This is a genomic window from Cupriavidus phytohabitans (genome assembly GCF_017815025.1).
In the GTDB taxonomy this organism is placed as follows: Bacteria; Pseudomonadota; Gammaproteobacteria; order Burkholderiales; family Burkholderiaceae; genus Cupriavidus.
In genome coordinates this window covers 1-20,648 of the sequence record NZ_JAGIQB010000050.1, presented here as the reverse complement: position 1 = coordinate 20,648, position 20,648 = coordinate 1, and the positions used below count along the sequence as shown (strand labels likewise).

The following is a 20,648-nucleotide window of genomic DNA, read 5'->3' as shown; positions in this document are numbered from 1 at the left end:
CAGCGATGCTGGCAACCCGCAACCGATGGATACGCTCAAGTCGTTTATCTCGCTGCTGGCGCTGATCAACCCGATCGGGGCGATCCCGTTCTTCATCAGCCTGACCAGCCAGCAGACTGAAGCGGAAAAGCTGCGTACCATCAAGATCGCGTCGATCTCGGTGGCGATCGTGGTGGCGGTGTCGGCGTTGCTGGGGCAGCAGATCATCGAGTTCTTCAATATCTCGGTGGCTTCACTGCAGGTGGGTGGCGGTCTCATCATGATCATGATGGCCATGAACATGCTGAACGCGCAGACCAGCCGCACCAAGGCCACGCCGGAAGAAGAGGATGAGGCCGAGGTAAAGTCCAGCATTGCGGTGGTGCCGCTGGCGCTGCCGCTGCTGACCGGGCCGGGCTCGATCAGCACGGTGATCGTCTATGCCGGCAAGACCCAGCACTGGTACCAGTTGCTGATCCTGGTAGGCATCGGCGCATTGCTGGGCTCGGTGGTGTACCTGGTGTTCCGCGCGGCCGACCCGATCGCCCGGGTCATCGGCCGCACCGGCATCAATATCGGCACGCGCCTGATGGGGCTGATCCTGTCGGCGCTGGCCGTCGAATTCATTGTGGACGGGCTGAAGACATTGTTGCCTGTTTTGAAATCATGACTACCATAGCAATTGTGGATTACGGCATGGGCAACCTGCGCTCGGTGGCGCAGGCGCTGCGTGCCGCGGCGCCGGAAGCGGACGTGCGGGTGGTGGATGCCCCCGAAGGCATCCGCAGTGCGGATCGCGTGGTGTTGCCCGGTCAGGGCGCGATGCCCGATTGCATGTCGGCGCTGGGCGCCTCGGGCCTGCAGGAAGCGGTGGTCGAGGCCGCCGGCAGCAAGCCGATGCTGGGTGTGTGCGTCGGCGAACAGATGCTGTTTGAGTTCAGCACCGAAAGTCGTGCTGGCGCGGACCGCACGCCAGCGCTGGGCCTGATGCCCGGGCAGGTTGTGCGTTTTGCGCTGGAAGGCATGACGCAGCCCGACGGCTCGCGTTTCAAGGTGCCGCAGATGGGCTGGAACCGGGTGCGCCAGGCTAAGCCGCACCCGCTGTGGAGCGGGATTCCGGACGACAGCTGGTTCTATTTCGTCCACAGTTACTACGTGCAGGCGCAGGATCCGGCCCATATCGCCGGTGAGACGGAGTATGGAGTCGTGTTTACCAGCGCGGTAGCCCGCGATAATATTTTCGCGACGCAGTTCCACCCCGAGAAGAGCGCGGCCCTTGGCCTGCGGCTGTACCGGAACTTCGTCCACTGGAATCCATAAGGCGCACCGGACACCCCGAATCGCTTGTTTGACGATTGTTAGACCGAGAACCAGACAGACCCGTCACCGGACCCTTCACGCAACCCGTCAAGCGACCAGTTCCCGATCGAAACATCGACCCGACCTGACCGGCCCCGCCGGTCTCGCTCAACCTCACTTACTCAACCACGCTCGTCACGCATATGTTGCTCATTCCGGCCATCGACCTGAAGGACGGTCAGTGTGTACGCCTCAAACAAGGCGACATGGACCAGGCCACCGTCTTTTCCGAAGATCCCGCCGCCATGGCACGCCACTGGGTGGAGCAGGGCGCGCGGCGCCTGCACCTGGTGGACCTGAACGGCGCGTTCGTGGGCAAGCCCCGCAACGAGGCGGCCATCAAGGCCATCATCGCCGAGGTCGGCGACGAGATCCCGGTGCAACTGGGGGGCGGCATCCGCGACCTGAACACCATCGAACGCTGGCTGGACGACGGCTTGTCGTACGTCATCATCGGCACGGCGGCGGTGAAGAACCCCGGCTTCCTGAAGGACGCCTGCTCCGCCTTCGGCGGCCACATCATCGTCGGCCTCGATGCCAAGGACGGCAAGGTCGCCACCGACGGCTGGAGCAAGCTGACCGGCCATGAAGTGGCGGACCTCGCGCGCAAGTACGAAGACTACGGTGTCGAAGCCATCATCTATACCGACATCGGCCGCGACGGCATGCTGCAGGGGATCAATATCGACGCCACCGTCAAGCTGGCGCAGTCGATGTCGATCCCGGTGATCGCCAGCGGCGGCCTGTCCAACCTGGCGGATATCGACAACCTGTGCGCGGTCGAAGGCGAGGGTGTGGAAGGCGTCATCTGCGGTCGCGCAATCTACTCCGGTGATCTCAACTTTGCCGATGCGCAGGCTCGTGCCGACAAGCTGCGCGACGGCCAGTAAGCCAAACGCAAGCCAACGCGCCTCGGGCGCAGCCGCTGTCGCACCGGTCACTTGCCGGCGCGGCGGCGGACAAGGACTCTCATGCTAGCCAAACGTATCATCCCCTGCCTGGACGTGACCAACGGGCGGGTGGTCAAGGGCGTCAATTTCGTCGAACTGCGCGATGCGGGCGATCCCGTGGAAATCGCGCGCCGCTATGACGAACAGGGCGCCGACGAGATCACATTCCTCGACATCACCGCCACCAGCGATGGGCGCGACCTGATGCTGCACATTATCGAGGACGTCGCCTCGCAAGTTTTCATCCCGTTGACGGTCGGCGGCGGCGTGCGCACGGTTGAAGATGTGCGGCGCCTGCTCAATGCCGGCGCGGACAAGATCAGCGTCAACTCGTCGGCTATTGCCAATCCGCAGCTGGTGTCCGACGCCACGGCCAAATATGGTTCGCAGTGCATCGTGGTGGCGATCGATGCCAAGCGCAGCTCCGCCCCGGGCGAGCCGTCGCGCTGGGAAGTCTTCACCCATGGCGGGCGCAAGGCGACCGGCCTGGACGCGGTCGAATGGGCCCGCGAGATGGCCGCACGCGGCGCCGGCGAGATCCTGCTGACCAGCATGGACCGCGACGGCACCAAGAGCGGGTTCGACCTGGAACTGACCCGTGCCGTCAGCGACGCGGTGCCGGTGCCGGTGATTGCCTCGGGCGGCGTCGGCGGGCTGCAGGACCTCGCCGACGGCATCACCAAGGGCCGCGCCGACGCGGTGCTGGCCGCCAGCATCTTCCACTACGGCGAGCATACCGTGGGCGAAGCCAAGGCATTCATGGCCCGCGAGGGCATTCCCGTGCGGATCTGATCATGGCAAAGAAGTGGCTCAACAAGGTCAAGTGGGACGATAACGGCCTGGTGCCGGTGATCGTGCAGGAAATGGGTTCGAACGACGTGCTGATGTTCGCGTTCATGAACCGCGACGCGCTGCAACGCACGGTGGAACTGGGCGAGGCCGTGTTCTGGTCGCGCTCGCGCAAGCGCCTGTGGCACAAGGGCGAAGAGTCCGGCCACGTGCAGAAGGTGCATGAGATCCGCCTCGACTGCGATGAAGATGTGGTGCTGCTCAAGGTCACGCAGGTCGACAGCATCGCCTGCCATACCGGGCGCCATTCCTGCTTCTTCCAGAAATTCGAGGGCGATGCGGAAGCGGGCGACTGGCAGACCGTCGAGCCCGTGTTGAAGGACCCTGCACAGATCTATAGCAAGCCATGACCGACTCCCGACCGAGCAGCAGCGATGTGCTGGCGCGCGTGGCCGAAGTGCTCGAATCGCGCAAGCCCGCCAATGGCGGCGACCCCGCCAGATCCTATGTTGCCAAGCTGTACAGCAAGGGCGACGACGCCATCCTGAAGAAGATCGGCGAGGAAGCCACCGAAACCGTGATGGCGGCCAAGGATGCGCGCGCTGCTGGCCACACCGGCACCGAGGCCGGCAAGCTGGTCTATGAAGTGGCGGACCTGTGGTTCCACACCCTGGTGTTGCTGGCAAACTTCGGGCTGGGCCCCGACGACGTGGTCAACGAACTGGCGCGGCGCGAAGGCCTCTCCGGCCTCGAGGAAAAGGCCCGGCGCAAGGAAGAGGGATGACCGGCTGACCAGTCGCTGTGCTGGCCAGTCTCCCGCCTGCCGCGAGGCAGGCCATCGCAGAACAAGGGCAAACATGGCGAACGACTACACCGCGCAGGTTACAGGCCCCAGCGGCGAACAACAGAGCAGCCTGCGCAAGCTGCTGCATATCCTGTACGCGCTGTACGCAATCTTCTGGCTGACCGGCGGCATTACCGCGCTGATCGCCATCGTCATCGACTACGTCAAGCGCGACGACGCGCGCGGTTCGCTGTATGCCTCGCACTTCGCCTGGCAGATCCGCTCGTTCTGGTGGTCGGTGGTGTGGGCGGTGCTGGGCGGCGTGCTCTTCGCCACCGTGGTGCTGATGCCGCTGGCGTTTGCGGCCTGGGGCGTGCTGTCGCTATGGATGCTGTATCGTATCGTCAAGGGCTGGCTGTACCTCAACGACAGCAAGCCGATGTACCCGGATCAGCCGTTCTGATGCCGGGCGGACCGATACCCTCCGGGTGCAGGGTTCGCCGCAATGAAATTTTCATGAACGTTCAGGATAATTGCATCTTCTGCAAGATCGTGGCCGGCCAGATACCGTCGCGCAAGGTGTACGAAGACGACGACATGGTGGCCTTCCACGATATCCATCCCAAGGCCCCGGTACACTTGCTGGTCATCCCCAAGTCGCATGTCGACTCGCTGGCCGATTGCGGCGCCGGCGAAGGTGAGGTGCTTGCTAGAATGATGTTGAAGGTGCCTGAACTGGCGCGCGCGGCAGGCTGTGGCAACGGTTTCCGGACGGTGATCAATACCGGACCGGACGGCGGCCAGGAAATCTACCACCTGCACCTGCATGTGCTCGGTGGGCCGCGCCACCAGTGGAAGGGACCGCTGCCCTGACCGGGCAGCCTTGGCATGGAAGCGCCCGCGGCGGCAACGCCTGGGCAAATGCTGCGCCGGCAACCGTCGCCCGGCGCGGCCATAACGGGACGGAACAACGGGTCCGGGCGACTATGACTACGCCCGAGGCTTCATCAGGAGCAAGAGATGGGTTCGTTTAGCATTTGGCACTGGCTGATCGTGCTGGTGATCGTCATGCTTGTGTTCGGCACCAAGAAACTGCGCAATATCGGCCAGGACCTGGGCGGCGCGGTCAAGGGTTTCAAGGACGGCATGAAGGATGGCGAAGACAAGGACAAGTCGGCTCAGGCCACCCAGTCCAAGGAATTGCGCGACTCCACCACCATCGATGTCGAGGCCAAGGAAAAGTCGCGCCAGCAGCAGTAAGCCGGCGGTGAGCCGTCCCCTTCCCGTGATTGTGGCTGCCTGCGCGCAGCCCCGCGTCTTTGCTGTCTTTCGCATGATGTCCGCATGATTGATCTCGGCATTTCCAAGCTGGCGCTGATCGGTGCCGTGGCACTGATCGTGATCGGTCCCGAGCGGCTGCCCAAGGTCGCACGCACCGTTGGCGCCCTGGTCGGCCGCGCGCAACGCTATATCAATGACGTCAAGGCCGAGGTCAGCCGCGAAGTCGAGCTGGAAGAATTGCGCAAGATGCGTTCTGAATTTGAGGAAGCGGCGCGCGACGTCGAGCGCACCATCCACAAGGAAGTCAACGAGCAGACCCAGGCGCTGAACGAGGCGCTCGCCGGCACCGAAGCGAGCACCGAAGGCGTCAGCGCCGGCGGCAACAGCTTCGTGCCCAGCTGGGACGCGGCGCACAAGGCGCACAACGGCCGCAAGAGCTGGCGCGTGAAGCAGGGCGCACGGCCACTGTGGTTCAAGCGCCAGCATAATGTCCGGGTCTGGGTGCAGTCGGGCGCCGCGCGCGTGAAGCGCCACCGTCCGGCCAGCCGGCCGTCCCGTTCCTTCTTCGAGTGAGCACGTTGCGCGGCGACGGGTCGATGGCCCGAGCCAGGGCCGCCGCTGCCATCGCCATGCCCGTCCAACCGCGCCGCGCGAGCGGCACATCGATCCCCAACTTGCCAGCCAGTGCGGCTGAGCGGTTCACGCCATGAGCGACACCCGGTCCCCAGATCCCCAAGACCCGCAAGACGAGTCGCAGCAGGAAACCTTCATTTCCCACCTGATCGAGCTGCGCCAGCGCCTGGTCAAGGCGGTGGCCGGGATCATCCTGGTCTTCGTTTGCCTCGTCTACTGGGCGCCTGTCATCTTCAACCTGTTTGCGGCGCCGCTGATGGAGTCGCTGCCCAAGGGTGGCAAGATGATCGTGACCGACGTCACCGGCTCATTTTTCGTACCGATGAAGGTCACTTTGCTGGTGGCTTTCCTGATCGCGCTGCCATGGGTCCTCTACCAGGTCTGGCAGTTCGTTGCGCCCGGGCTGTACCAGCATGAGAAGCGGCTGATCCTGCCGCTGGTATCGAGCAGCTACATCCTGTTCCTGTGCGGCGTGGCGTTTGCGTACTTCCTGGTGTTCCCAACCGTGTTCCACTTCATGGCGCACTACAACGCGCCATTGGGCGCGGACATGTCTACGGATATCGACAAATACCTCAGCTTTGCCATGACCACGTTCCTGGCCTTCGGCATCACCTTCGAGGTGCCGGTGGTAGTGATCGTGCTGGTTCGGTTCGGCGTGGTCGAGTTGGAAAAGCTGAAGCAGATTCGCCCGTATGTGATCGTCGGGGCGTTCATCATTGCTGCCATCGTGACGCCCCCGGACGTGCTGTCTCAGTTGCTTCTCGCGGTTCCGCTCGTGATGCTCTATGAACTTGGTCTGCTCATGGCCCGCTTTGTCGGCCGTCCGGCCGGGCAAGCCGAAGCTTCAGGGGAAACACAAACGGATTAGTGCCGCTGAGGCAGGTATTCCTAGCCATCGATCCCCGTTTTTGCACCAAAACGGGGATTTTTTTTGCCCGATCGTGTTGTTCGATCACAACAAAAACCGCTGCTAAGCATGGTTTACGCCGAAAAAGCCTTCTGAGGGCTGGGGGGGCTGGCACATAATACGCAGCAGACGTGAATGTAAATACGTCGCCCAAGCACTTGGGCAACCAAGATTTCCCAATCAGTTGACAAGGAAAGTGTCGATATGAAGATGAAACTGTTTGCTGCTGCCGTCGCCGCTCTGGCCGCTGGTGGCGCGTATGCCCAATCGAGCGTAACCCTGTACGGCGTGGCTGACGTTGGCCTCGAGTACAACAGCAATGCCAACGCCAATGGCGACGACCTGTTCCGTATGGCTTCGGGTAACCAGTCCGGTTCGCGCTGGGGCCTGCGTGGTGTGGAAGATCTGGGCGGCGGCCTGAAGGGCGTGTTCGTCCTGGAAAGCGGTTTCGACCTCGATGACGGCCGTTCGGCCCAAGGCGGTCGTCTGTTCGGTCGTCAAGCCTACGTCGGTGTGCAAAGCCAGTTCGGTTCGCTGCTGCTGGGCCGTCAACAGACCTCGTTCTATGACTTCGGTCTGATCTATGACCCGATGGCCATCTCGTCGCGCTACGGCATCCTGGCACAAGACGCCCAGTTCGCTGCTCGCGCTGACAACACCGTCAAGTACATCGGCACCTTCGGTGGCTTGACCGCTAACGCCTTCTACAGCTTCAACAACAACGGCCAGGAAACCGCTGGTGCGTTCCGCCGCGGCCAACAGTACGGCGCAATGCTGAACTACGCAGCCGGCCCGTTCTCGGTTGGTGCTGCCTACGACGAAATCCACGGCACCGTGTCGGCCGCTGGTGTTGACCAAAGCGGTCAGCGCACCCGCCGTGCTACCGTTGGCGCTAACTACGCCTTCGGTCCGGCCAAGGTCTACGCTGGCTATCGCTGGGCCAAGGCTTTCGACGGCGCCCCGCTGACCGGCGGCACGACGGTCGACAACGGTGTTGTCACCACGTCCACCTCGTCGAACTTGTACTGGCTGGGTCTGGGCTACCAGCTGACCCCGGCGTTCTCGCTGTCGGGCGCTGCGTACTACCAGGACTTCCGCAAGAGCGAAGCCGATCCGTGGCAGTTCGTGATCACGGCCGACTACGCGCTGTCGAAGCGTACCGACGTGTACACCTCGCTGTCGTACGCTCTGAACGACAAGGGCTCGGCCCTGGGCGTGAACGGCTTCAACACCGCCACGACCACCAACGTTCAGCCGAACAAGGATCAGTTCGGTGCTGTGGTTGGTCTGCGCCACAAGTTCTAATCTGATGCGGGCGTAAGCTCGCTTGAGATTGGCTTGCAGAAGGCCGGCGTCCGCAAGGATGCCGGCCTTTTGTCATTTCACGGCGTAGCGCTGTGCGAGCCACTCGACCAAGGATGGGCCGCTCGCGGGGCCAATCGAGGCTTGCGGCCGTGGCACGCGTGGAGGGCCCGTCCGGATGAGCACTTGGTACGGCCCGCTCGGGCGCTTCTGCCTTGGGTCTGCCGCAACTTCGCGGGTGACCGGTGCTTGCCCTTTGTAGTGGCCGACGTATGGGCGGTTCTTGTCACGAGTAGCTAACCGCGACGGAAAGATATCGCAGCAAGCGCCTCAGGGTAATCAATCAGGCGCTCACAACCGACGCTCCAATCCCAACGCACAAAAAAACCCCGTCATCGCTGACGGGGCTCTTTGGAGACGGGGCTGGGAGGTAACGGCCCGGCCTCACTCCTCTTCATCAAACGGCAAGACCCTACGCGGCGGCGGTGGCCGCTTTCCGATCGTCACCGTCAGATCGGCAGGCTTTCCGCGACGGATCACGGTCATCTTGATGTCTACGCCCGGCTTGAGCTGCGCAATGGCATTGAGCAGCGCCGTTGTGTCAGTGATCGAAAGACCGTCAACCTTGGTCAGGACATCGCCCGGCTTCACGCCTGCCTTGTCGGCCGGCCCACCCTGGACCACCGCGGCGATCAGTGCGCCTTCCTTGGCATCCAGCCCGAAGGACTCGGCAATCTCCGGCGTCATATCCTGCGGCTCGACGCCGATCCAGCCGCGCGTGACGCTTCCGGTGGAAATAATCGACTCCATCACTTGCTTGGCTGTCGATACCGGTATCGCGAAGCCGATCCCGAGCGAACCGCCCGAACGCGAGTAGATCGCCGTATTGATGCCCAGCAGATTGCCCTGTGCGTCGACCAGCGCGCCGCCCGAGTTGCCCGGGTTGATCGCCGCGTCGGTCTGGATGAAGTTTTCGAAGGTATTGATGCCGAGATGGCTGCGCCCCAGCGCCGACACGATGCCCATCGTCACCGTCTGGCCCACGCCGAACGGGTTGCCGATCGCCAGCACCACATCGCCGACCTTGACGTTCTCCAGCCGGCCCAGAGTGATCGCGGGCAGGTCCTTCAGCGTCACCTTCAGCACAGCCAGGTCGGTCTCCGGGTCGGAGCCGACGACCTTGGCGTTGGCCTTGCGGCCGTCTGTCAGGGCAATCTCGATCTCGTCGGCGCCATCCACCACGTGGTGGTTGGTTAGAATGTAACCCTCGGCACTGACGATCACGCCCGATCCCAGGCTCGATACCGGCTCCTGCCGTTCAGGCAGGCGGTCGCCAAAGAAGAAGCGGAACCACGGATCCTCGGCCTGCGGGTTGGGCGAGCGCTTGTTGCCGTTCTTGCTGGTAAAGATGTTGACCACCGCCGGCATGGCGGATTGGGCCGCTTCACTGTAAGACCCTTCGGCGGCCGGGCCGGAGACGTTAGGCACGACTTCCTTCAGCGCCACAATGGGCGACCCAGACTGGACCGCGACGCGCCCCCTCTGCAGCCAATCCGGCTTGAGCGTTGCCACGACGAACCAGACCGCCAGCACGACGGTGACAGCCTGGGCAAAGAACAGCCAAAAGCGCCGCAACATATTGGAGTTTTGAGCAGAAAATGAAAACAAAAGAGCTTGAATTGTACTTGAACGCCCTGTTGGAGGTTTCCCGTTACAAGGACTATTGTCCCAACGGGCTGCAAGTGCAAGGTCGCCCGGAAGTCACTCACATCATCACCGGCGTCACGGCTAGCCTGGCGCTGGTCGAGGCCGCTGCCGAAGCCGGCGCCGATGCCATCCTGGTCCATCACGGCTATTTCTGGAAAAACGAAGATGCGCGTGTGGTCGGGCAGAAGCACGCGCGCTTGAAGCGGTTGCTTGGCGCCGACATCAACCTGTTCGCCTTCCACCTGCCGCTGGACAACCATCCGGAATTCGGCAACAACGCGCAGCTCGGGCTGCAGCTCGGCTTCACACCGACCGGACGCTTCAGCGATGACCAGCTCGGCTGGACCGGCACCTTGCCCGCGCCGATGCCGCTGTCTGCCCTGGCAGCGCATGTTGGTGGCGTGCTCGGGCGAGAGCCGCTGGCCATTGGCGAGCCGGAGCAGATGATCCGCACGATCGGCTGGTGCACGGGTGGGGCGCAAGGCTACTTCGATGCGGCGGTGGCGGCTGGCGTCGATGCTTACCTGAGTGGCGAGGTCTCGGAGCAGACCACGCACCTTGCGCGCGAGAGCGGCGTGGCATATCTGGCAGCTGGTCATCACGCCACCGAGCGCTATGGCATCCGCTCACTGGGCGAGCATGTGGCGCAACACTTCGGATTGCGGCACACGTTCATCGATATTCCCAATCCCGTCTGACTCAAAACAATACGGCCCCATCGGGGCCGTATTATCGTTCTGGACTCAGCGCGTCTTGAGGGCGTCGCGGATCTCGCGCAGCAGTACCACTTCTTCAGGCGGTGCGGCCGGGGCCGGGGGCGGTTCCTTTTCGCGCATCTTGTTGAAGGCGCGCACCATCATGAAGATGATGAAGGCCAGGATCACAAAGTTGACAACGATAGTCAGGAAATTTCCATAGGCAAATACGGGCACACCTGCCTTCTTCAACGCATCCAACGTCATTGGCGTTCCAGGCGGTGGATCGGCCAGCGTGACAAACATATTAGAAAAGTCCAGCTTGCCGACGATGCGGCCCACTACCGGCATGATCAGGTCATTGACCACTGAATCAACAATCTTCCCGAATGCAGCGCCGATGATCACACCGACCGCAAGGTCGATGACATTGCCGCGCATTGCGAAGGTCCTGAATTCCGAGATCATGCCCATGGGGGGTTCTCCTTCTTGTTGCTAGCGATGAACGGTATCAAGCTATCAGCCTGCCGCATCACTGCCCTGAAAGCAAGTCTGGTGGCGGCTTTCCGGCTTGCATGTCCGATTATCGCGCATGGACAAGGCAATTTGCGCCTATCTAGCGCGCAGATGTCTAAGGTACACTTTATGGTTGACGCAAAATCTAAATTGACTTCCCCTGGGGTTTGGAATGAGTGACCAGCAAGACGTGAAGAGCGTGGATAAAGGTCGCCGCAATTGGTTGATCGCGACATCCGTCGCCGGCGGCGTCGGAGGCGTAGCGGTAGCGGTTCCTTTCGTCAGTACCTTTGCACCATCGGAGAAAGCCAAGGCCGCGGGCGCGCCAGTTGAAGCAGATATCGGTGCGCTGAAGCCGGGCGAGATGATGACTGTCGAGTGGCGCGGCAAGCCGGTCTGGATCATGAAGCGGACCGAGGAACAACTGGCATCGCTGAAGAAGACGGACGGCGAGGTGGCCGATCCGGATTCCGAGGTTCCGTTTACCATGCAGACGCCGGACTACTGCAAGAACGAAACCCGTTCGCGTGCGGAGCACAAGGACGTACTGGTCGTGGTCGGCATCTGTTCCCACCTCGGCTGTTCGCCTTCCGGCCCCTTTGCTTCCGGTGCCAATCCCCAACTCGGCGCCGATCCCGGTTTCCTTTGCCCTTGCCATGGCTCCACGTTCGACCTGGCCGGGCGCGTCTTCAAGAACAAGCCGGCTCCGCAGAATCTCGATGTTCCCCCCTACCAATTCCTGACTGACACCAAAATCGTGATCGGCAAGGATGAGAAAGGAGAAGCCTGATCATGGCGGCCGAAAAACAAGTCAAGACGACCGGCCTGATGGGCTGGATCGACGCCCGCTTCCCGGCAACGCAACTGTGGGAAGACCACCTTTCCAAGTACTACGCGCCGAAGAACTTCAATTTCTGGTACTTCTTCGGTTCGCTCGCGCTGCTGGTGCTGGTGATCCAGATCGTCACGGGTATTTTCCTGGTGATGAACTACAAGCCGGATGGCACGCTCAACGCCGCCGGCATTCCCGTGGCCTTCGCCAGCGTGGAATACATCATGCGCGAAGTCCCGTGGGGCTGGCTGGTGCGCTACATGCATTCGACCGGCGCCTCGGCCTTCTTTGTCGTGGTCTACCTGCATATGTTCCGCGGACTGCTGTACGGTTCGTACCGCAAGCCGCGTGAACTGGTCTGGATCTTCGGCTGCCTGATCTTCCTGTGCCTGATGGCGGAAGCCTTCATGGGCTACCTGCTGCCGTGGGGCCAGATGTCGTACTGGGGCGCGCAGGTGATCGTGAACCTGTTCTCGGCGATTCCGGTGATCGGCCAGGACCTGTCGCTGTTTATCCGCGGCGACTACGTGGTGAGCGATGCAACGCTGAACCGCTTCTTCTCGTTCCACGTCATCGCGGTGCCGCTGGTGCTGCTGGCACTGGTCATTGCACACATCATCGCGCTGCATGAAGTGGGCTCGAACAACCCGGATGGCGTTGAGATCAAGGCCAAGAAGGACGAGAACGGCGTGCCGCTGGATGGCATCCCCTTCCACCCGTACTACTCGGTGCACGACACGCTGGGCGTTGCCGGCTTCCTGATCATCTTCTCGGCGGTGATCTTCTTCTTCCCGGAAGTGGGCGGCTATTTCCTGGAGCACAACAACTTCTTCCCGGCTGATCCGCTGAAGACGCCGCCGCATATCGCGCCGGTCTGGTACTTCACGCCGTTCTACTCGATGCTGCGCGCCACCACGTCGAACTTCCTGCCGATCCTGTGGGTGTTCTTCGCGCTGCTGCTCGGCATGGTGTTCCTGCGCAGCAAGGACGCACGCGTCAAGATCGGTGCGATCGCCATCGCCGTGATCCTGGCAGTGGGCTTCTACTTCATCGACGCCAAGTTCTGGGGCGTGCTGGTGATGGGCGGCTCGGTCGTGATCCTGTTCTTCCTGCCGTGGCTGGACTGCTCGCCGGTCAAGTCCATCCGCTATCGTCCCGCTTTCCACAAGACCATCCTGATCGTCTTTGTGGTGGTGTTCCTGGTGCTCGGCTATCTCGGCGTGCAACCGCCGTCGCCGGTTGGTGAGAAGGTGTCGCAGCTTGGTACGCTGCTGTACTTCGCCTTCTTCCTGACCATGCCGCTGTGGAGCCGTGCCGGCGAGTTCAAGCCGGTGCCTGAGCGTGTCACGTTCCATCCGCACTGAGCGACGCGAACCCCGACAAGAGCACAAGGACACAAGATGAAAAAGCTGCTTTCGATCATCGCGCTGGCCGGCGCCTGTTTTGCCGGCGCGCCTGCCATGGCTTCAGAGGGAGGCTTCCCGCTGGAGCCGGCACCGGTGAACACTGCCGACCTGTCGTCGCTGCAGCGCGGCGCCAAGCTGTTCGTCAACTACTGCCTGAACTGCCATGGCGCATCGATGATGCGCTACAACCGGCTCAAGGACATCGGCCTCACTGACGACCAGATCCGCCAGAACCTGCTGTTCACCGCGGACAAGGTCGGCGAGACCATGACCATCGCCATGCAGCCGAAGGAAGCCAAGGCCTTCTTCGGCGCGCAGCCGCCGGACCTGTCGGTGATTGCGCGTGCCCGCGGCGACGACTGGCTCTATACCTACCTGCGCACCTTCTACCGTGACGACAGCCGCGCCACCGGCTGGAACAACCTGGTGTTCCCGAGCGTCGGCATGCCGCACGTGCTGTGGGAGCTGCAGGGCCAGCGCGCCGCGAAGTTCACGGAAGTGGAAGAGCACGGCGAGAAGGTCCACAAGTTCGCCGGCTTCGAGCAACTGAGCGCGGGCAAGATGAGCAAGGTCGAGTATGACCAGGCCACCGCCGACCTGGTCGGCTTCCTGGACTGGATGGCCGAACCCGCGCAGAACCACCGCAAGCGCCTTGGCGTGTGGGTGCTGCTGTTCCTGGGCATGTTCACCGTCTTCGCGTGGCGCCTGAACGCGGCCTACTGGAAGGATGTGAAGTAAGTCTCGCTGGTGGCGGCCCGGAGCCGGCAGCCACGCCGAAGGCCAGATGCGGACGTTGCGAAAGCAGCATCGCTCTGGCCTTTTTCATTGGATGGGTGATCAAACATGCCTTGGTAAGTGGATCAATTGCCACTTATTTGCTTTTCGGTGTCCGCTTTTGGCAGAATGGCAGACCTTACCGTCCGACCCAGCTCCGGCTAAGCCCAAGGAATCCAACCATGATGGTGTTGTATTCGGGTACGACTTGCCCGTTTTCCCAACGTTGCCGCCTTGTCCTGTTCGAAAAGGGCATGGATTTTGAAATCCGCGACGTCGACCTGTTCAACAAGCCCGAAGATATTTCGGTGATGAACCCCTACGGCCAGGTGCCCATCCTGGTCGAGCGCGACCTCATCCTGTATGAGTCGAACATCATCAACGAATACATCGACGAGCGCTTCCCGCACCCGCAGCTGATGCCGGCCGACCCGGTCCAGCGCGCCCGCGCCCGACTGTTCCTGTTCAACTTTGAAAAGGAACTGTTCACGCACGTGTACACGCTCGAGAACGAAAAGGGCAAGGCCGCGGAGAAGAACCACGAACGCGCCCGCGCCGCGATCCGCGACCGTTTGACGCAGCTCGCGCCGATCTTCGTCAAGAACAAGTACATGCTGGGCGAAGAGTTCTCGATGCTTGACGTCGCCATCGCGCCGCTGCTGTGGCGCCTGGACCACTACGGCATCGAACTGTCGAAGAACGCCGCGCCGCTGCTGAAGTATGCTGAACGCATTTTCAGCCGTCCCGCGTACATCGAAGCGCTCACCCCCTCCGAGAAGGTGATGCGCCGCTAATCGGCACCGGCCCGAAGGCATCCCGCCCTCGGGCCACACGGCGCCACTGGAAGCACAATGCCTGAAACCTCCACCAAGCCTTACCTGATCCGCGCCATTTATGAGTGGTGCACGGATAACGGCTTCACGCCGTACGTCGCCGTGTTCGTCGATGCCAACACCAACGTGCCGCGCGAGTTCGTGAAGAACAACGAGATCGTGCTCAACGTGAGCTTCGATGCCACCAGCGGCCTGGATATGGGCAACGAGTGGATCACCTTCAGCGCACGCTTCGGCGGTGTGTCGCGCAAGATCGACGTCCCCGTCGAGAACGTGCTGGCCATCTACGCCCGCGAAAACGGGCAGGGCATGGCCTTCCCGGTCGAGCGCAGCCTGCCGGAAACGCAGGCGGCCACCGAACGCGAAAACAACCCGGCGCCCAAGCTGGCGCCGGTGGAAGCCGAAACGCCGGCCACCACGGCCGACTCCGGCCCGGGAGACGATGAAACGCCGCCCCCGGTACCGCGCATCGGCGGCAAGAAGCCAGCGTTGAAGGTGGTGAAGTAAGCCATCCCAAAGTAGGCCGCGATGCAGTAGAATCGCGGTCTGCACCAGACATGCCGGCTTAGCTCATCAGGTAGAGCAGTTGATTTGTAATCATCAGGTGGCGGGTTCGAGTCCTGCAGCCGGCACCAGATAAAGAACGGGCTATGCGACCACCATCGCGTAGCCCGTTTTGTTTTGACCGGCGGCCGTTCGACTAGATGTCGCCGCCGGCGCCCGCAAGCGCCTGCCTGAGCCGATAGGCCGAGGCGATCCGCTTGAACGGTTCAGGGGGTATCCAGCCAGGATTGCTGTTGGCGAGGATGAGGTTGCGGCGTTGTTCTGTCCAAGTCATCGGCGCCGTGCATTCAGCAGTTGGCGCCGGAAATCCGTCGGTTGCCGTCACCCCAGTGTCACCTCCGGAGACACGGTGGTAACCTCCCGCAACTCAGCACCAGCTCATCCGCCCGTGCATCCCTCTGACTCCCGCATCTGGCGATCCGCCCCCGAGCAGCGCGCTTATGAAGACGCCCGCCGCCGCGTCCGTGCGCTGCGCTTCTTCTATGTGCACGCCATGGTCTATGTGGTGGTCAATGGATTGATCATCGCGTTCCATTTGGTGGGATCGCCGCATCGTCCCTGGTCTGGCGGACCGCTCATCGGTTGGGGCATCGGCCTGGCGATGCACGGCGTCATGACCTGGGCCCGGGTCGGCCTGCTTGGCCGTGAGTGGGAGGAGCGCAAGATTGCTGAGTACATGGCGCGCGAACAGGTGCGCACGTTGTCCACCGAAAAGCAGCTGGTCGAGGCGCGGATGAAGTTGCTGCAGGCCCAGATCGAGCCGCATTTCCTGTTCAATACGCTTGCCAACGTGGTCAGCCTGATTGAGCCGGCGCCGCAGAAGGCGACGCTGATGCTGGAGCATTTCATTGCGTATTTGCGTGCCTCGCTGGCCGCGAGTCGCGCGGCGCAGGGAACGGTGGCGCAGGAGGCGAAATTGCTGCGCGACTATCTGGCCCTGATACGCATCCGCATGGGAGACCGGCTGCATTACTCGATCCATGTCGATCCCGAACTGGAACCGATGCCGCTGGCGCCCATGCTGCTGCAACCGGTGGTCGAGAACGCGATCAAGCATGGCCTGGAGCCGAAGATCGAAGGCGGGCGGCTGCTGGTCAGGCTGGAGCGGCAGGGCGCTCGAATGCTCGCGACCATCGAGGACGATGGCATGGGCTTTCGCCCGACGGCGGGCTCGGGGGTGGGCCTTGCCAACCTGCGCGAGCGGCTGGCCGTGCTGTATGACGGCGATGCGCACGTGCGTATCGAGGAGCGCTCGCCCGGCACCGCGGTGCTGATCGATGTTCCCATGCAGCAGCCTGTCCGACCCGGAGACGCCCAATGACCCTAACCGCATTGATCGCCGACGACGAAGAACACCTGCGCGCCCATCTGCGCGGGAAGCTGGAGCGTCTGTGGCCGGAACTGCTGATCGTTGCCGAGGCCGCCAACGGCATCGAAGCGGCCGAAGCCATCGCAAGGCTGTCGCCCAGCGTGGCATTCCTCGATATCAAGATGCCGGGGCTGTCCGGGCTGGAAGTGGCGCAGGGCATAGAGACCGATACTCGGCTGGTGTTTGTTACCGCCTACGATGAATTTGCGTTGGATGCCTTCGAACGCGCCGCGGTGGATTACCTGGTCAAGCCTGTCAGCGACGAACGCCTCGGCCGGACCATCGAGCGCTTGCGCAAGGCATTGCAGGATGCCGCACCGCTACCCGAACTGGCCCAGCTCCTGAGCCGGCTGACGCGCGGGCATCAGCCGCGCACGGAGAACCCTGGTCTGCTGCGCTGGGTCCGTGCCAGTCGCGGCAATACCACCAGCCACGTGCCGATCCAGGAGGTGATGTACTTCCAGAGCGACGACAAATACGTGGTCGTCCATACCCGCGAGGGCGAGCACCTGATCCGCACGCCGCTGGCGGAGCTGATCGCCGGCCTGGATCCCGAGGTGTTCTGGCAGATCCACCGCTCGTCCATCGTCAACATGGAATTCGTGGCCGGTACGCGCCGCGATGAATCCGGGCGGCTGCTTGTTCGGATGCGCAATAGCGATACGGAGTTGCCGGTATCGCGCGCCTATATGCACAAGTTCCGGCAGATGTAACGTGGCGGCAGCGCATCGCACTGCCGCCGCCGGGGCGCTCTACTGACGATCCATGAACTCCTGGATCTTGCGCTGCTCCCAGTCCCGCCCGCGGCGCGACAGCCGCATCCAGACCAGCAATCCGTGCACACCGAGCCCCAGGCCCCAGGCGAGCGTGGTGGTCAGCGGCCACGGCCAGCCGGTGGTGGTGTAGTGCGACCAGGCCGGGCTGCCGAAGTAGAAGAAGCGAAACCACAACCAGGCATTGACCACGGCATAGACCAGCAGGTGGATGTACCAGCCGCGCAGCGCGCGGACCATGCGGCGGGCGCGCCAGTAGGCCATGGCGTTCGGGTCGTTTGGCGGATAGGGTTGATGCATATCGTGGCGCATGGAATACCTCGGCATGGAGTTCGTTGTCATGCGTAAGGTATATGCGACCGGTAAGGGGTACCAGCGCCATGGGCCGAATCGACGGATATCGTTCGCAAATGGCAAACGTCGTGGCGCGAATGCCTCCCGGCGCAGCTTCTCTATGCTGCACGAAGGACGTGCATGCCGCTACATTTGCTACGCGCGCTCCATTTCGCGCCACGCCAGCCACAGGCGCGTGTCGAACTCCAGCTGGTGGTAGCGCGGCTCCATGTGTTCGCAGAGCCGGTAGAAGGCCTTGTCGTGGTCGCGCTCTTTCAGGTGCGAGAGTTCGTGCACGACGATCATGCGCAGGAATTCCGGCGGCGCTTCCTTGAACAGCGAGGCCACGCGGATTTCCTTCTTGGCCTTCAGTTTGCCGCCTTGCACGCGCGAGATCGCGGTGTGCAGGCCCAATGCCTTGTGCGCCGAGTCGAGCGTGGCATCGAAGCCGACCTTGTGCAGCGGCGGCGCGCTGCGCAGGTATTCCTGCTTCAGTTCGGTGGCGTAGTCGTACAGCGCGCGATCGGTCTGCACGGTATGGCGGCCGGGATAGCGGCGGGCCAGGTGGTCGCCCAGGCGACCGGCGGCGGCGAGTTCGCGCACCTGGTCGAGCACTTCGGGCGGATAGCCGCCCAGGAAGCGCATCGGGTCCTTGGCGGCGGGGCGCCAGGTTTCGGTCACTGCAGTGGCCTGCCTAGTCGTGGTCAATGGTGGTGGTGATGGTGATGCATCCAGCTGTTGTCCAGCGAATTGACGAAGGACTCGACCGCGTCCTTGTCGCCGGTGGCGTGGCGCATCATTTCGCCGCACTTGCAGAAGCCCTGGTACGGAGTGATGTGCGAGCACGCGGACGTTTTCTGCAGGTACAGCGTGACGGGTTTCGCGCACTTCTTGCACTTGAACTTCAGGGTCAGGGCGGGTCTGCTCATGGCGATGGCTTGAAAAATCAGCGGAAGGTCGAACCTGTCATTGTACCGGCGGGGGCCAAAGCTGGCTGGGGCCGGCCTGAGCGCCCCGGCGTGCCTGATACACTCCCGCCATTCCCGCACCAACCCCAACACGCACCCATGGCACAGTACGTTTTCACCATGAACCGCGTGGGCAAGATCGTTCCGCCCAAGCGTCACATCCTGAAGGACATCTCGCTGTCGTTCTTCCCCGGCGCCAAGATCGGCGTGCTGGGCCTGAACGGCTCGGGCAAGTCCACGCTGCTCAAGATCATGGCCGGCCTCGACAAGGAGATCGAGGGCGAGGCCACGCCGATGCCGAACCTGAACATCGGCTACCTGCCCCAGGAACCGCAGCTCGATCCCGAGCAGACCGTGCGCGAATCGGTGGAAGCAGCACTGGGCGGCGTGTTCGAGGCGCGCAAGAAGCTCGACGAGATTTACGCCGCGTACGCGGAGCCGGACGCCGACTTTGACGCGCTGGCCGCCGACCAGGCCAAGTACGAAGCCATCCTGGCAGCCAGCGACGGCAACAACGTCGAGCTGCAGCTGGAGATCGCCGCCGACGCGCTGCGCCTGCCGCCGTGGGACGCGAAGATCGGACTTCTCTCCGGTGGTGAGAAGCGCCGCGTGGCGCTGTGCCGCCTGCTGCTGTCGCGCCCCGACATGCTGCTGCTCGACGAACCGACCAACCACCTGGATGCCGAGTCGGTCGACTGGCTGGAGCAGTTCCTGACGCGCTTCCCCGGCACCGTGGTGGCCGTGACCCACGACCGCTACTTCCTCGACAACGCCGCCGAGTGGATCCTGGAACTGGACCGCGGCCAGGGCATCCCCTGGAAGGGCAACTACAGCTCGTGGCTGGACCAGAAGGAAGCGCGCCTGAAGCAGGAAGAGGCCAGCGAATCGGCGCGCCAGAAGGCGCTGCACAAGGAACTGGAGTGGGTGCGCCAGAACCCCAAGGGCCGCCAGGCCAAGTCCAAGGCGCGTCTGGCCCGCTTTGACGAGCTGAACAGCCAGGAATACCAGAAGCGCAACGAAACCCAGGAAATCTTCATCCCGGTGGGTGAGCGCCTGGGCAACGAAGTGATCGAATTCGACAACGTCAGCAAGGGATTCGGCGACCGCATGCTGATCGAAAACCTGAGCTTCAAGGTGCCGCCGGGCGCCATCGTCGGCATCATCGGTCCGAACGGCGCCGGCAAGTCGACGTTCTTCAAGATGCTCACCGGCAAGGAACAGCCGGACAGCGGCGAGATCAAGATCGGGCCGACCGTGAAGATGGCCTTTGTCGACCAGAGCCGCGACGCGCTGGACGGCACCAAGACCGTGTTCGAGGAAATCTCGGGCGGCGCCGATGTCCTGACGGTAGGCCGGTACGAAACCCCGTCGCGCGCCTATATCGGCCGCTTCAACTTCAAGGGCGGCGACCAGCAGAAGCAGGTCGGCACGCTGTCGGGCGGTGAGCGCGGCCGCCTGCATATGGCCAAGACGCTGATCGCCGGCGGCAACGTGCTGCTGCTGGACGAGCCGTCGAACGACCTCGACGTGGAAACGCTGCGCGCGCTGGAAGATGCGCTACTCGAGTTCGCCGGCTGCGTGATGGTGATCTCGCACGATCGCTGGTTCCTGGACCGGATCGCGACGCACATCCTGGCGTTCGAAGGCGACTCGCATGTCGAGTTCTTCCCGGGCAACTATCAGGAATACGAGGCGGACAAGAAGAAGCGGCTGGGCGAAGAAGGGGCCAAGCCGAAGCGGATCCGGTATAAGCCGATTGCGCGGTGAAGTACTGCTGAGTATGAAAGAGAACCAGGCCGGCGGGCCTGGTTTTTTTTTGTGCGCCCAGCATGGGCGCACTCTTGTGGGTGCAAGTCCCACCGTAAGTTGATCACAGCGAACGAAGCGAAGC

The 20,648-nt window shown here is 62.8% G+C and carries 27 protein-coding genes and 1 tRNA gene; 22 read left to right on the top strand and 6 right to left on the bottom strand.

Annotated elements, in window-relative coordinates; translation table 11 throughout:
• The first annotated feature begins 25 nt into the window (after positions 1–25).
• From J8I34_RS27220 to J8I34_RS27165, 12 genes are all read left to right on the top strand, one after another.
• Positions 26–649, top strand: coding sequence for a YchE family NAAT transporter (locus J8I34_RS27220; RefSeq protein WP_018004934.1), 624 nt, complete (start codon positions 26–28; stop codon positions 647–649).
• Entirely contained in the window at positions 646–1,299 is a 654-nt protein-coding gene (gene hisH, locus J8I34_RS27215) for an imidazole glycerol phosphate synthase subunit HisH (protein ID WP_209775495.1), read from the top strand. The genes J8I34_RS27220 and hisH overlap by 4 nt, the downstream gene beginning before the upstream one ends.
• A gap of 182 nt (positions 1,300–1,481) precedes the next feature.
• Complete coding sequence (hisA, locus tag J8I34_RS27210) at positions 1,482–2,228, top strand: 1-(5-phosphoribosyl)-5-[(5-phosphoribosylamino)methylideneamino]imidazole-4-carboxamide isomerase (protein WP_029047635.1); 747 nt, start codon at positions 1,482–1,484, stop codon at positions 2,226–2,228.
• Between the two features lie 81 nt (positions 2,229–2,309).
• Positions 2,310–3,080, top strand: coding sequence for an imidazole glycerol phosphate synthase subunit HisF (gene hisF, locus J8I34_RS27205; protein WP_029047636.1), 771 nt, complete (start codon positions 2,310–2,312; stop codon positions 3,078–3,080).
• Positions 3,081–3,082: 2 nt separating this feature from the next.
• Positions 3,083–3,487, top strand: coding sequence for a phosphoribosyl-AMP cyclohydrolase (gene hisI / locus J8I34_RS27200; protein WP_029047637.1), 405 nt, complete (start codon positions 3,083–3,085; stop codon positions 3,485–3,487).
• Positions 3,484–3,861, top strand: coding sequence for a phosphoribosyl-ATP diphosphatase (locus J8I34_RS27195; protein ID WP_029047638.1), 378 nt, complete (start codon positions 3,484–3,486; stop codon positions 3,859–3,861). Before hisI ends, J8I34_RS27195 begins: the two co-directional genes overlap by 4 nt.
• A gap of 73 nt (positions 3,862–3,934) precedes the next feature.
• Entirely contained in the window at positions 3,935–4,324 is a 390-nt protein-coding gene (locus tag J8I34_RS27190; protein ID WP_209775497.1) for a DUF4870 family protein, read from the top strand.
• A gap of 53 nt (positions 4,325–4,377) precedes the next feature.
• Positions 4,378–4,734, top strand: coding sequence for a histidine triad nucleotide-binding protein (locus J8I34_RS27185; RefSeq protein ID WP_029047640.1), 357 nt, complete (start codon positions 4,378–4,380; stop codon positions 4,732–4,734).
• 147 nt (positions 4,735–4,881) lie between these two features.
• Entirely contained in the window at positions 4,882–5,121 is a 240-nt protein-coding gene (gene tatA, locus J8I34_RS27180; protein ID WP_029047641.1) for a Sec-independent protein translocase subunit TatA, read from the top strand.
• An 84-nt stretch (positions 5,122–5,205) separates the two neighbouring features.
• Positions 5,206–5,715: a Sec-independent protein translocase protein TatB gene (gene tatB / locus J8I34_RS27175; protein ID WP_209807445.1), complete on the top strand. Its 510-nt coding sequence runs from the start codon at positions 5,206–5,208 to the stop codon at positions 5,713–5,715.
• Positions 5,716–5,848: 133 nt separating this feature from the next.
• A complete protein-coding gene (gene tatC, locus J8I34_RS27170; protein WP_209775499.1) occupies positions 5,849–6,646 on the top strand; it encodes a twin-arginine translocase subunit TatC in 798 nt (265 codons plus the stop codon).
• A gap of 243 nt (positions 6,647–6,889) precedes the next feature.
• Complete coding sequence (locus tag J8I34_RS27165; protein ID WP_209807444.1) at positions 6,890–7,990, top strand: porin; 1,101 nt, start codon at positions 6,890–6,892, stop codon at positions 7,988–7,990.
• A 441-nt stretch (positions 7,991–8,431) separates the two neighbouring features.
• Here J8I34_RS27165 and J8I34_RS27160 read toward each other — a convergent pair whose 3' ends face one another.
• Complete coding sequence (locus J8I34_RS27160) at positions 8,432–9,625, bottom strand: Do family serine endopeptidase (RefSeq protein ID WP_029047645.1); 1,194 nt, start codon at positions 9,623–9,625, stop codon at positions 8,432–8,434.
• Between the two features lie 20 nt (positions 9,626–9,645).
• On the opposite strand from J8I34_RS27160, the gene J8I34_RS27155 reads away from it, so the two are divergent.
• Positions 9,646–10,392, top strand: coding sequence for a Nif3-like dinuclear metal center hexameric protein (locus J8I34_RS27155; RefSeq protein ID WP_209807443.1), 747 nt, complete (start codon positions 9,646–9,648; stop codon positions 10,390–10,392).
• A 45-nt stretch (positions 10,393–10,437) separates the two neighbouring features.
• Here the strand turns inward: J8I34_RS27155 and mscL are convergent, their stop codons facing one another.
• Positions 10,438–10,863: a large conductance mechanosensitive channel protein MscL gene (gene mscL, locus J8I34_RS27150; protein ID WP_209775500.1), complete on the bottom strand. Its 426-nt coding sequence runs from the start codon at positions 10,861–10,863 to the stop codon at positions 10,438–10,440.
• A 214-nt stretch (positions 10,864–11,077) separates the two neighbouring features.
• Between mscL and petA the strand changes: the two genes are divergently transcribed.
• The 6 genes from petA to J8I34_RS27120 all read left to right on the top strand — a co-directional run bounded on the left by petA (position 11,078) and on the right by J8I34_RS27120 (position 15,385).
• Positions 11,078–11,695: a ubiquinol-cytochrome c reductase iron-sulfur subunit gene (petA, locus tag J8I34_RS27145; protein WP_209807442.1), complete on the top strand. Its 618-nt coding sequence runs from the start codon at positions 11,078–11,080 to the stop codon at positions 11,693–11,695.
• A 2-nt stretch (positions 11,696–11,697) separates the two neighbouring features.
• On the top strand, positions 11,698–13,101 hold the full coding sequence (locus J8I34_RS27140) for a cytochrome b (protein WP_029047649.1): 1,404 nt from the start codon (positions 11,698–11,700) through the stop codon (positions 13,099–13,101).
• A 36-nt stretch (positions 13,102–13,137) separates the two neighbouring features.
• A complete protein-coding gene (locus J8I34_RS27135; protein WP_029047650.1) occupies positions 13,138–13,881 on the top strand; it encodes a cytochrome c1 in 744 nt (247 codons plus the stop codon).
• A gap of 218 nt (positions 13,882–14,099) precedes the next feature.
• The gene (locus J8I34_RS27130; RefSeq protein ID WP_010812311.1) at positions 14,100–14,711 is read left to right on the top strand and encodes a glutathione S-transferase N-terminal domain-containing protein; all 612 of its coding nucleotides are present in this window, start codon (positions 14,100–14,102) and stop codon (positions 14,709–14,711) included.
• 57 nt (positions 14,712–14,768) lie between these two features.
• A complete protein-coding gene (locus J8I34_RS27125) occupies positions 14,769–15,257 on the top strand; it encodes a ClpXP protease specificity-enhancing factor (RefSeq protein WP_209807441.1) in 489 nt (162 codons plus the stop codon).
• Positions 15,258–15,309: 52 nt separating this feature from the next.
• Positions 15,310–15,385 (top strand) — tRNA-Thr (locus J8I34_RS27120).
• A gap of 65 nt (positions 15,386–15,450) precedes the next feature.
• On the opposite strand, the gene J8I34_RS27115 is transcribed toward J8I34_RS27120, so the two are convergent.
• Entirely contained in the window at positions 15,451–15,639 is a 189-nt protein-coding gene (locus J8I34_RS27115) for a hypothetical protein (RefSeq protein ID WP_209776247.1), read from the bottom strand.
• A gap of 84 nt (positions 15,640–15,723) precedes the next feature.
• Here J8I34_RS27115 and J8I34_RS27110 point away from each other — a divergent pair, with 84 nt between their 5' ends.
• Positions 15,724–16,635, top strand: a complete 912-nt coding sequence (locus tag J8I34_RS27110; RefSeq protein WP_371748147.1) for a sensor histidine kinase — start codon at positions 15,724–15,726, stop codon at positions 16,633–16,635.
• The gene (locus J8I34_RS27105) at positions 16,632–17,396 is read left to right on the top strand and encodes a LytR/AlgR family response regulator transcription factor (RefSeq protein WP_209807440.1); all 765 of its coding nucleotides are present in this window, start codon (positions 16,632–16,634) and stop codon (positions 17,394–17,396) included. The genes J8I34_RS27110 and J8I34_RS27105 overlap by 4 nt, the downstream gene beginning before the upstream one ends.
• Positions 17,397–17,435: 39 nt before the next feature.
• On the opposite strand, the gene J8I34_RS27100 is transcribed toward J8I34_RS27105, so the two are convergent.
• The 3 genes from J8I34_RS27100 to J8I34_RS27090 all read right to left on the bottom strand — a co-directional run bounded on the left by J8I34_RS27100 (position 17,436) and on the right by J8I34_RS27090 (position 18,718).
• Positions 17,436–17,756 (bottom strand): 2TM domain-containing protein, encoded by a 321-nt coding sequence (locus tag J8I34_RS27100; RefSeq protein ID WP_209776152.1) that lies wholly within the window; start codon positions 17,754–17,756, stop codon positions 17,436–17,438.
• Positions 17,757–17,945: 189 nt separating this feature from the next.
• Complete coding sequence (locus tag J8I34_RS27095; protein WP_209807452.1) at positions 17,946–18,434, bottom strand: M48 metallopeptidase family protein; 489 nt, start codon at positions 18,432–18,434, stop codon at positions 17,946–17,948.
• 59 nt (positions 18,435–18,493) lie between these two features.
• Positions 18,494–18,718, bottom strand: coding sequence for a hypothetical protein (locus tag J8I34_RS27090; RefSeq protein WP_029048367.1), 225 nt, complete (start codon positions 18,716–18,718; stop codon positions 18,494–18,496).
• A 138-nt stretch (positions 18,719–18,856) separates the two neighbouring features.
• On the opposite strand from J8I34_RS27090, the gene ettA reads away from it, so the two are divergent.
• Positions 18,857–20,524, top strand: a complete 1,668-nt coding sequence (gene ettA, locus J8I34_RS27085; RefSeq protein ID WP_209807439.1) for an energy-dependent translational throttle protein EttA — start codon at positions 18,857–18,859, stop codon at positions 20,522–20,524.
• Positions 20,525–20,648 lie beyond the last annotated feature (124 nt).

Coding starts and splice junctions, on each gene's coding strand:
- J8I34_RS27220 (WP_018004934.1), top strand. CDS start 26: ATGGATACGCTCAAGTCGTTTATCTCGCTGCTGGCGCTGATCAACCCG.
- hisH (WP_209775495.1), top strand. CDS start 646: ATGACTACCATAGCAATTGTGGATTACGGCATGGGCAACCTGCGCTCG.
- hisA (WP_029047635.1), top strand. CDS start 1,482: ATGTTGCTCATTCCGGCCATCGACCTGAAGGACGGTCAGTGTGTACGC.
- hisF (WP_029047636.1), top strand. CDS start 2,310: ATGCTAGCCAAACGTATCATCCCCTGCCTGGACGTGACCAACGGGCGG.
- hisI (WP_029047637.1), top strand. CDS start 3,083: ATGGCAAAGAAGTGGCTCAACAAGGTCAAGTGGGACGATAACGGCCTG.
- J8I34_RS27195 (WP_029047638.1), top strand. CDS start 3,484: ATGACCGACTCCCGACCGAGCAGCAGCGATGTGCTGGCGCGCGTGGCC.
- J8I34_RS27190 (WP_209775497.1), top strand. CDS start 3,935: ATGGCGAACGACTACACCGCGCAGGTTACAGGCCCCAGCGGCGAACAA.
- J8I34_RS27185 (WP_029047640.1), top strand. CDS start 4,378: ATGAACGTTCAGGATAATTGCATCTTCTGCAAGATCGTGGCCGGCCAG.
- tatA (WP_029047641.1), top strand. CDS start 4,882: ATGGGTTCGTTTAGCATTTGGCACTGGCTGATCGTGCTGGTGATCGTC.
- tatB (WP_209807445.1), top strand. CDS start 5,206: ATGATTGATCTCGGCATTTCCAAGCTGGCGCTGATCGGTGCCGTGGCA.
- tatC (WP_209775499.1), top strand. CDS start 5,849: ATGAGCGACACCCGGTCCCCAGATCCCCAAGACCCGCAAGACGAGTCG.
- J8I34_RS27165 (WP_209807444.1), top strand. CDS start 6,890: ATGAAGATGAAACTGTTTGCTGCTGCCGTCGCCGCTCTGGCCGCTGGT.
- J8I34_RS27160 (WP_029047645.1), bottom strand. CDS start 9,625: ATGTTGCGGCGCTTTTGGCTGTTCTTTGCCCAGGCTGTCACCGTCGTG.
- J8I34_RS27155 (WP_209807443.1), top strand. CDS start 9,646: ATGAAAACAAAAGAGCTTGAATTGTACTTGAACGCCCTGTTGGAGGTT.
- mscL (WP_209775500.1), bottom strand. CDS start 10,863: ATGGGCATGATCTCGGAATTCAGGACCTTCGCAATGCGCGGCAATGTC.
- petA (WP_209807442.1), top strand. CDS start 11,078: ATGAGTGACCAGCAAGACGTGAAGAGCGTGGATAAAGGTCGCCGCAAT.
- J8I34_RS27140 (WP_029047649.1), top strand. CDS start 11,698: ATGGCGGCCGAAAAACAAGTCAAGACGACCGGCCTGATGGGCTGGATC.
- J8I34_RS27135 (WP_029047650.1), top strand. CDS start 13,138: ATGAAAAAGCTGCTTTCGATCATCGCGCTGGCCGGCGCCTGTTTTGCC.
- J8I34_RS27130 (WP_010812311.1), top strand. CDS start 14,100: ATGATGGTGTTGTATTCGGGTACGACTTGCCCGTTTTCCCAACGTTGC.
- J8I34_RS27125 (WP_209807441.1), top strand. CDS start 14,769: ATGCCTGAAACCTCCACCAAGCCTTACCTGATCCGCGCCATTTATGAG.
- J8I34_RS27105 (WP_209807440.1), top strand. CDS start 16,632: ATGACCCTAACCGCATTGATCGCCGACGACGAAGAACACCTGCGCGCC.
- J8I34_RS27100 (WP_209776152.1), bottom strand. CDS start 17,756: ATGCATCAACCCTATCCGCCAAACGACCCGAACGCCATGGCCTACTGG.
- J8I34_RS27095 (WP_209807452.1), bottom strand. CDS start 18,434: ATGCGCTTCCTGGGCGGCTATCCGCCCGAAGTGCTCGACCAGGTGCGC.
- J8I34_RS27090 (WP_029048367.1), bottom strand. CDS start 18,718: ATGAGCAGACCCGCCCTGACCCTGAAGTTCAAGTGCAAGAAGTGCGCG.
- ettA (WP_209807439.1), top strand. CDS start 18,857: ATGGCACAGTACGTTTTCACCATGAACCGCGTGGGCAAGATCGTTCCG.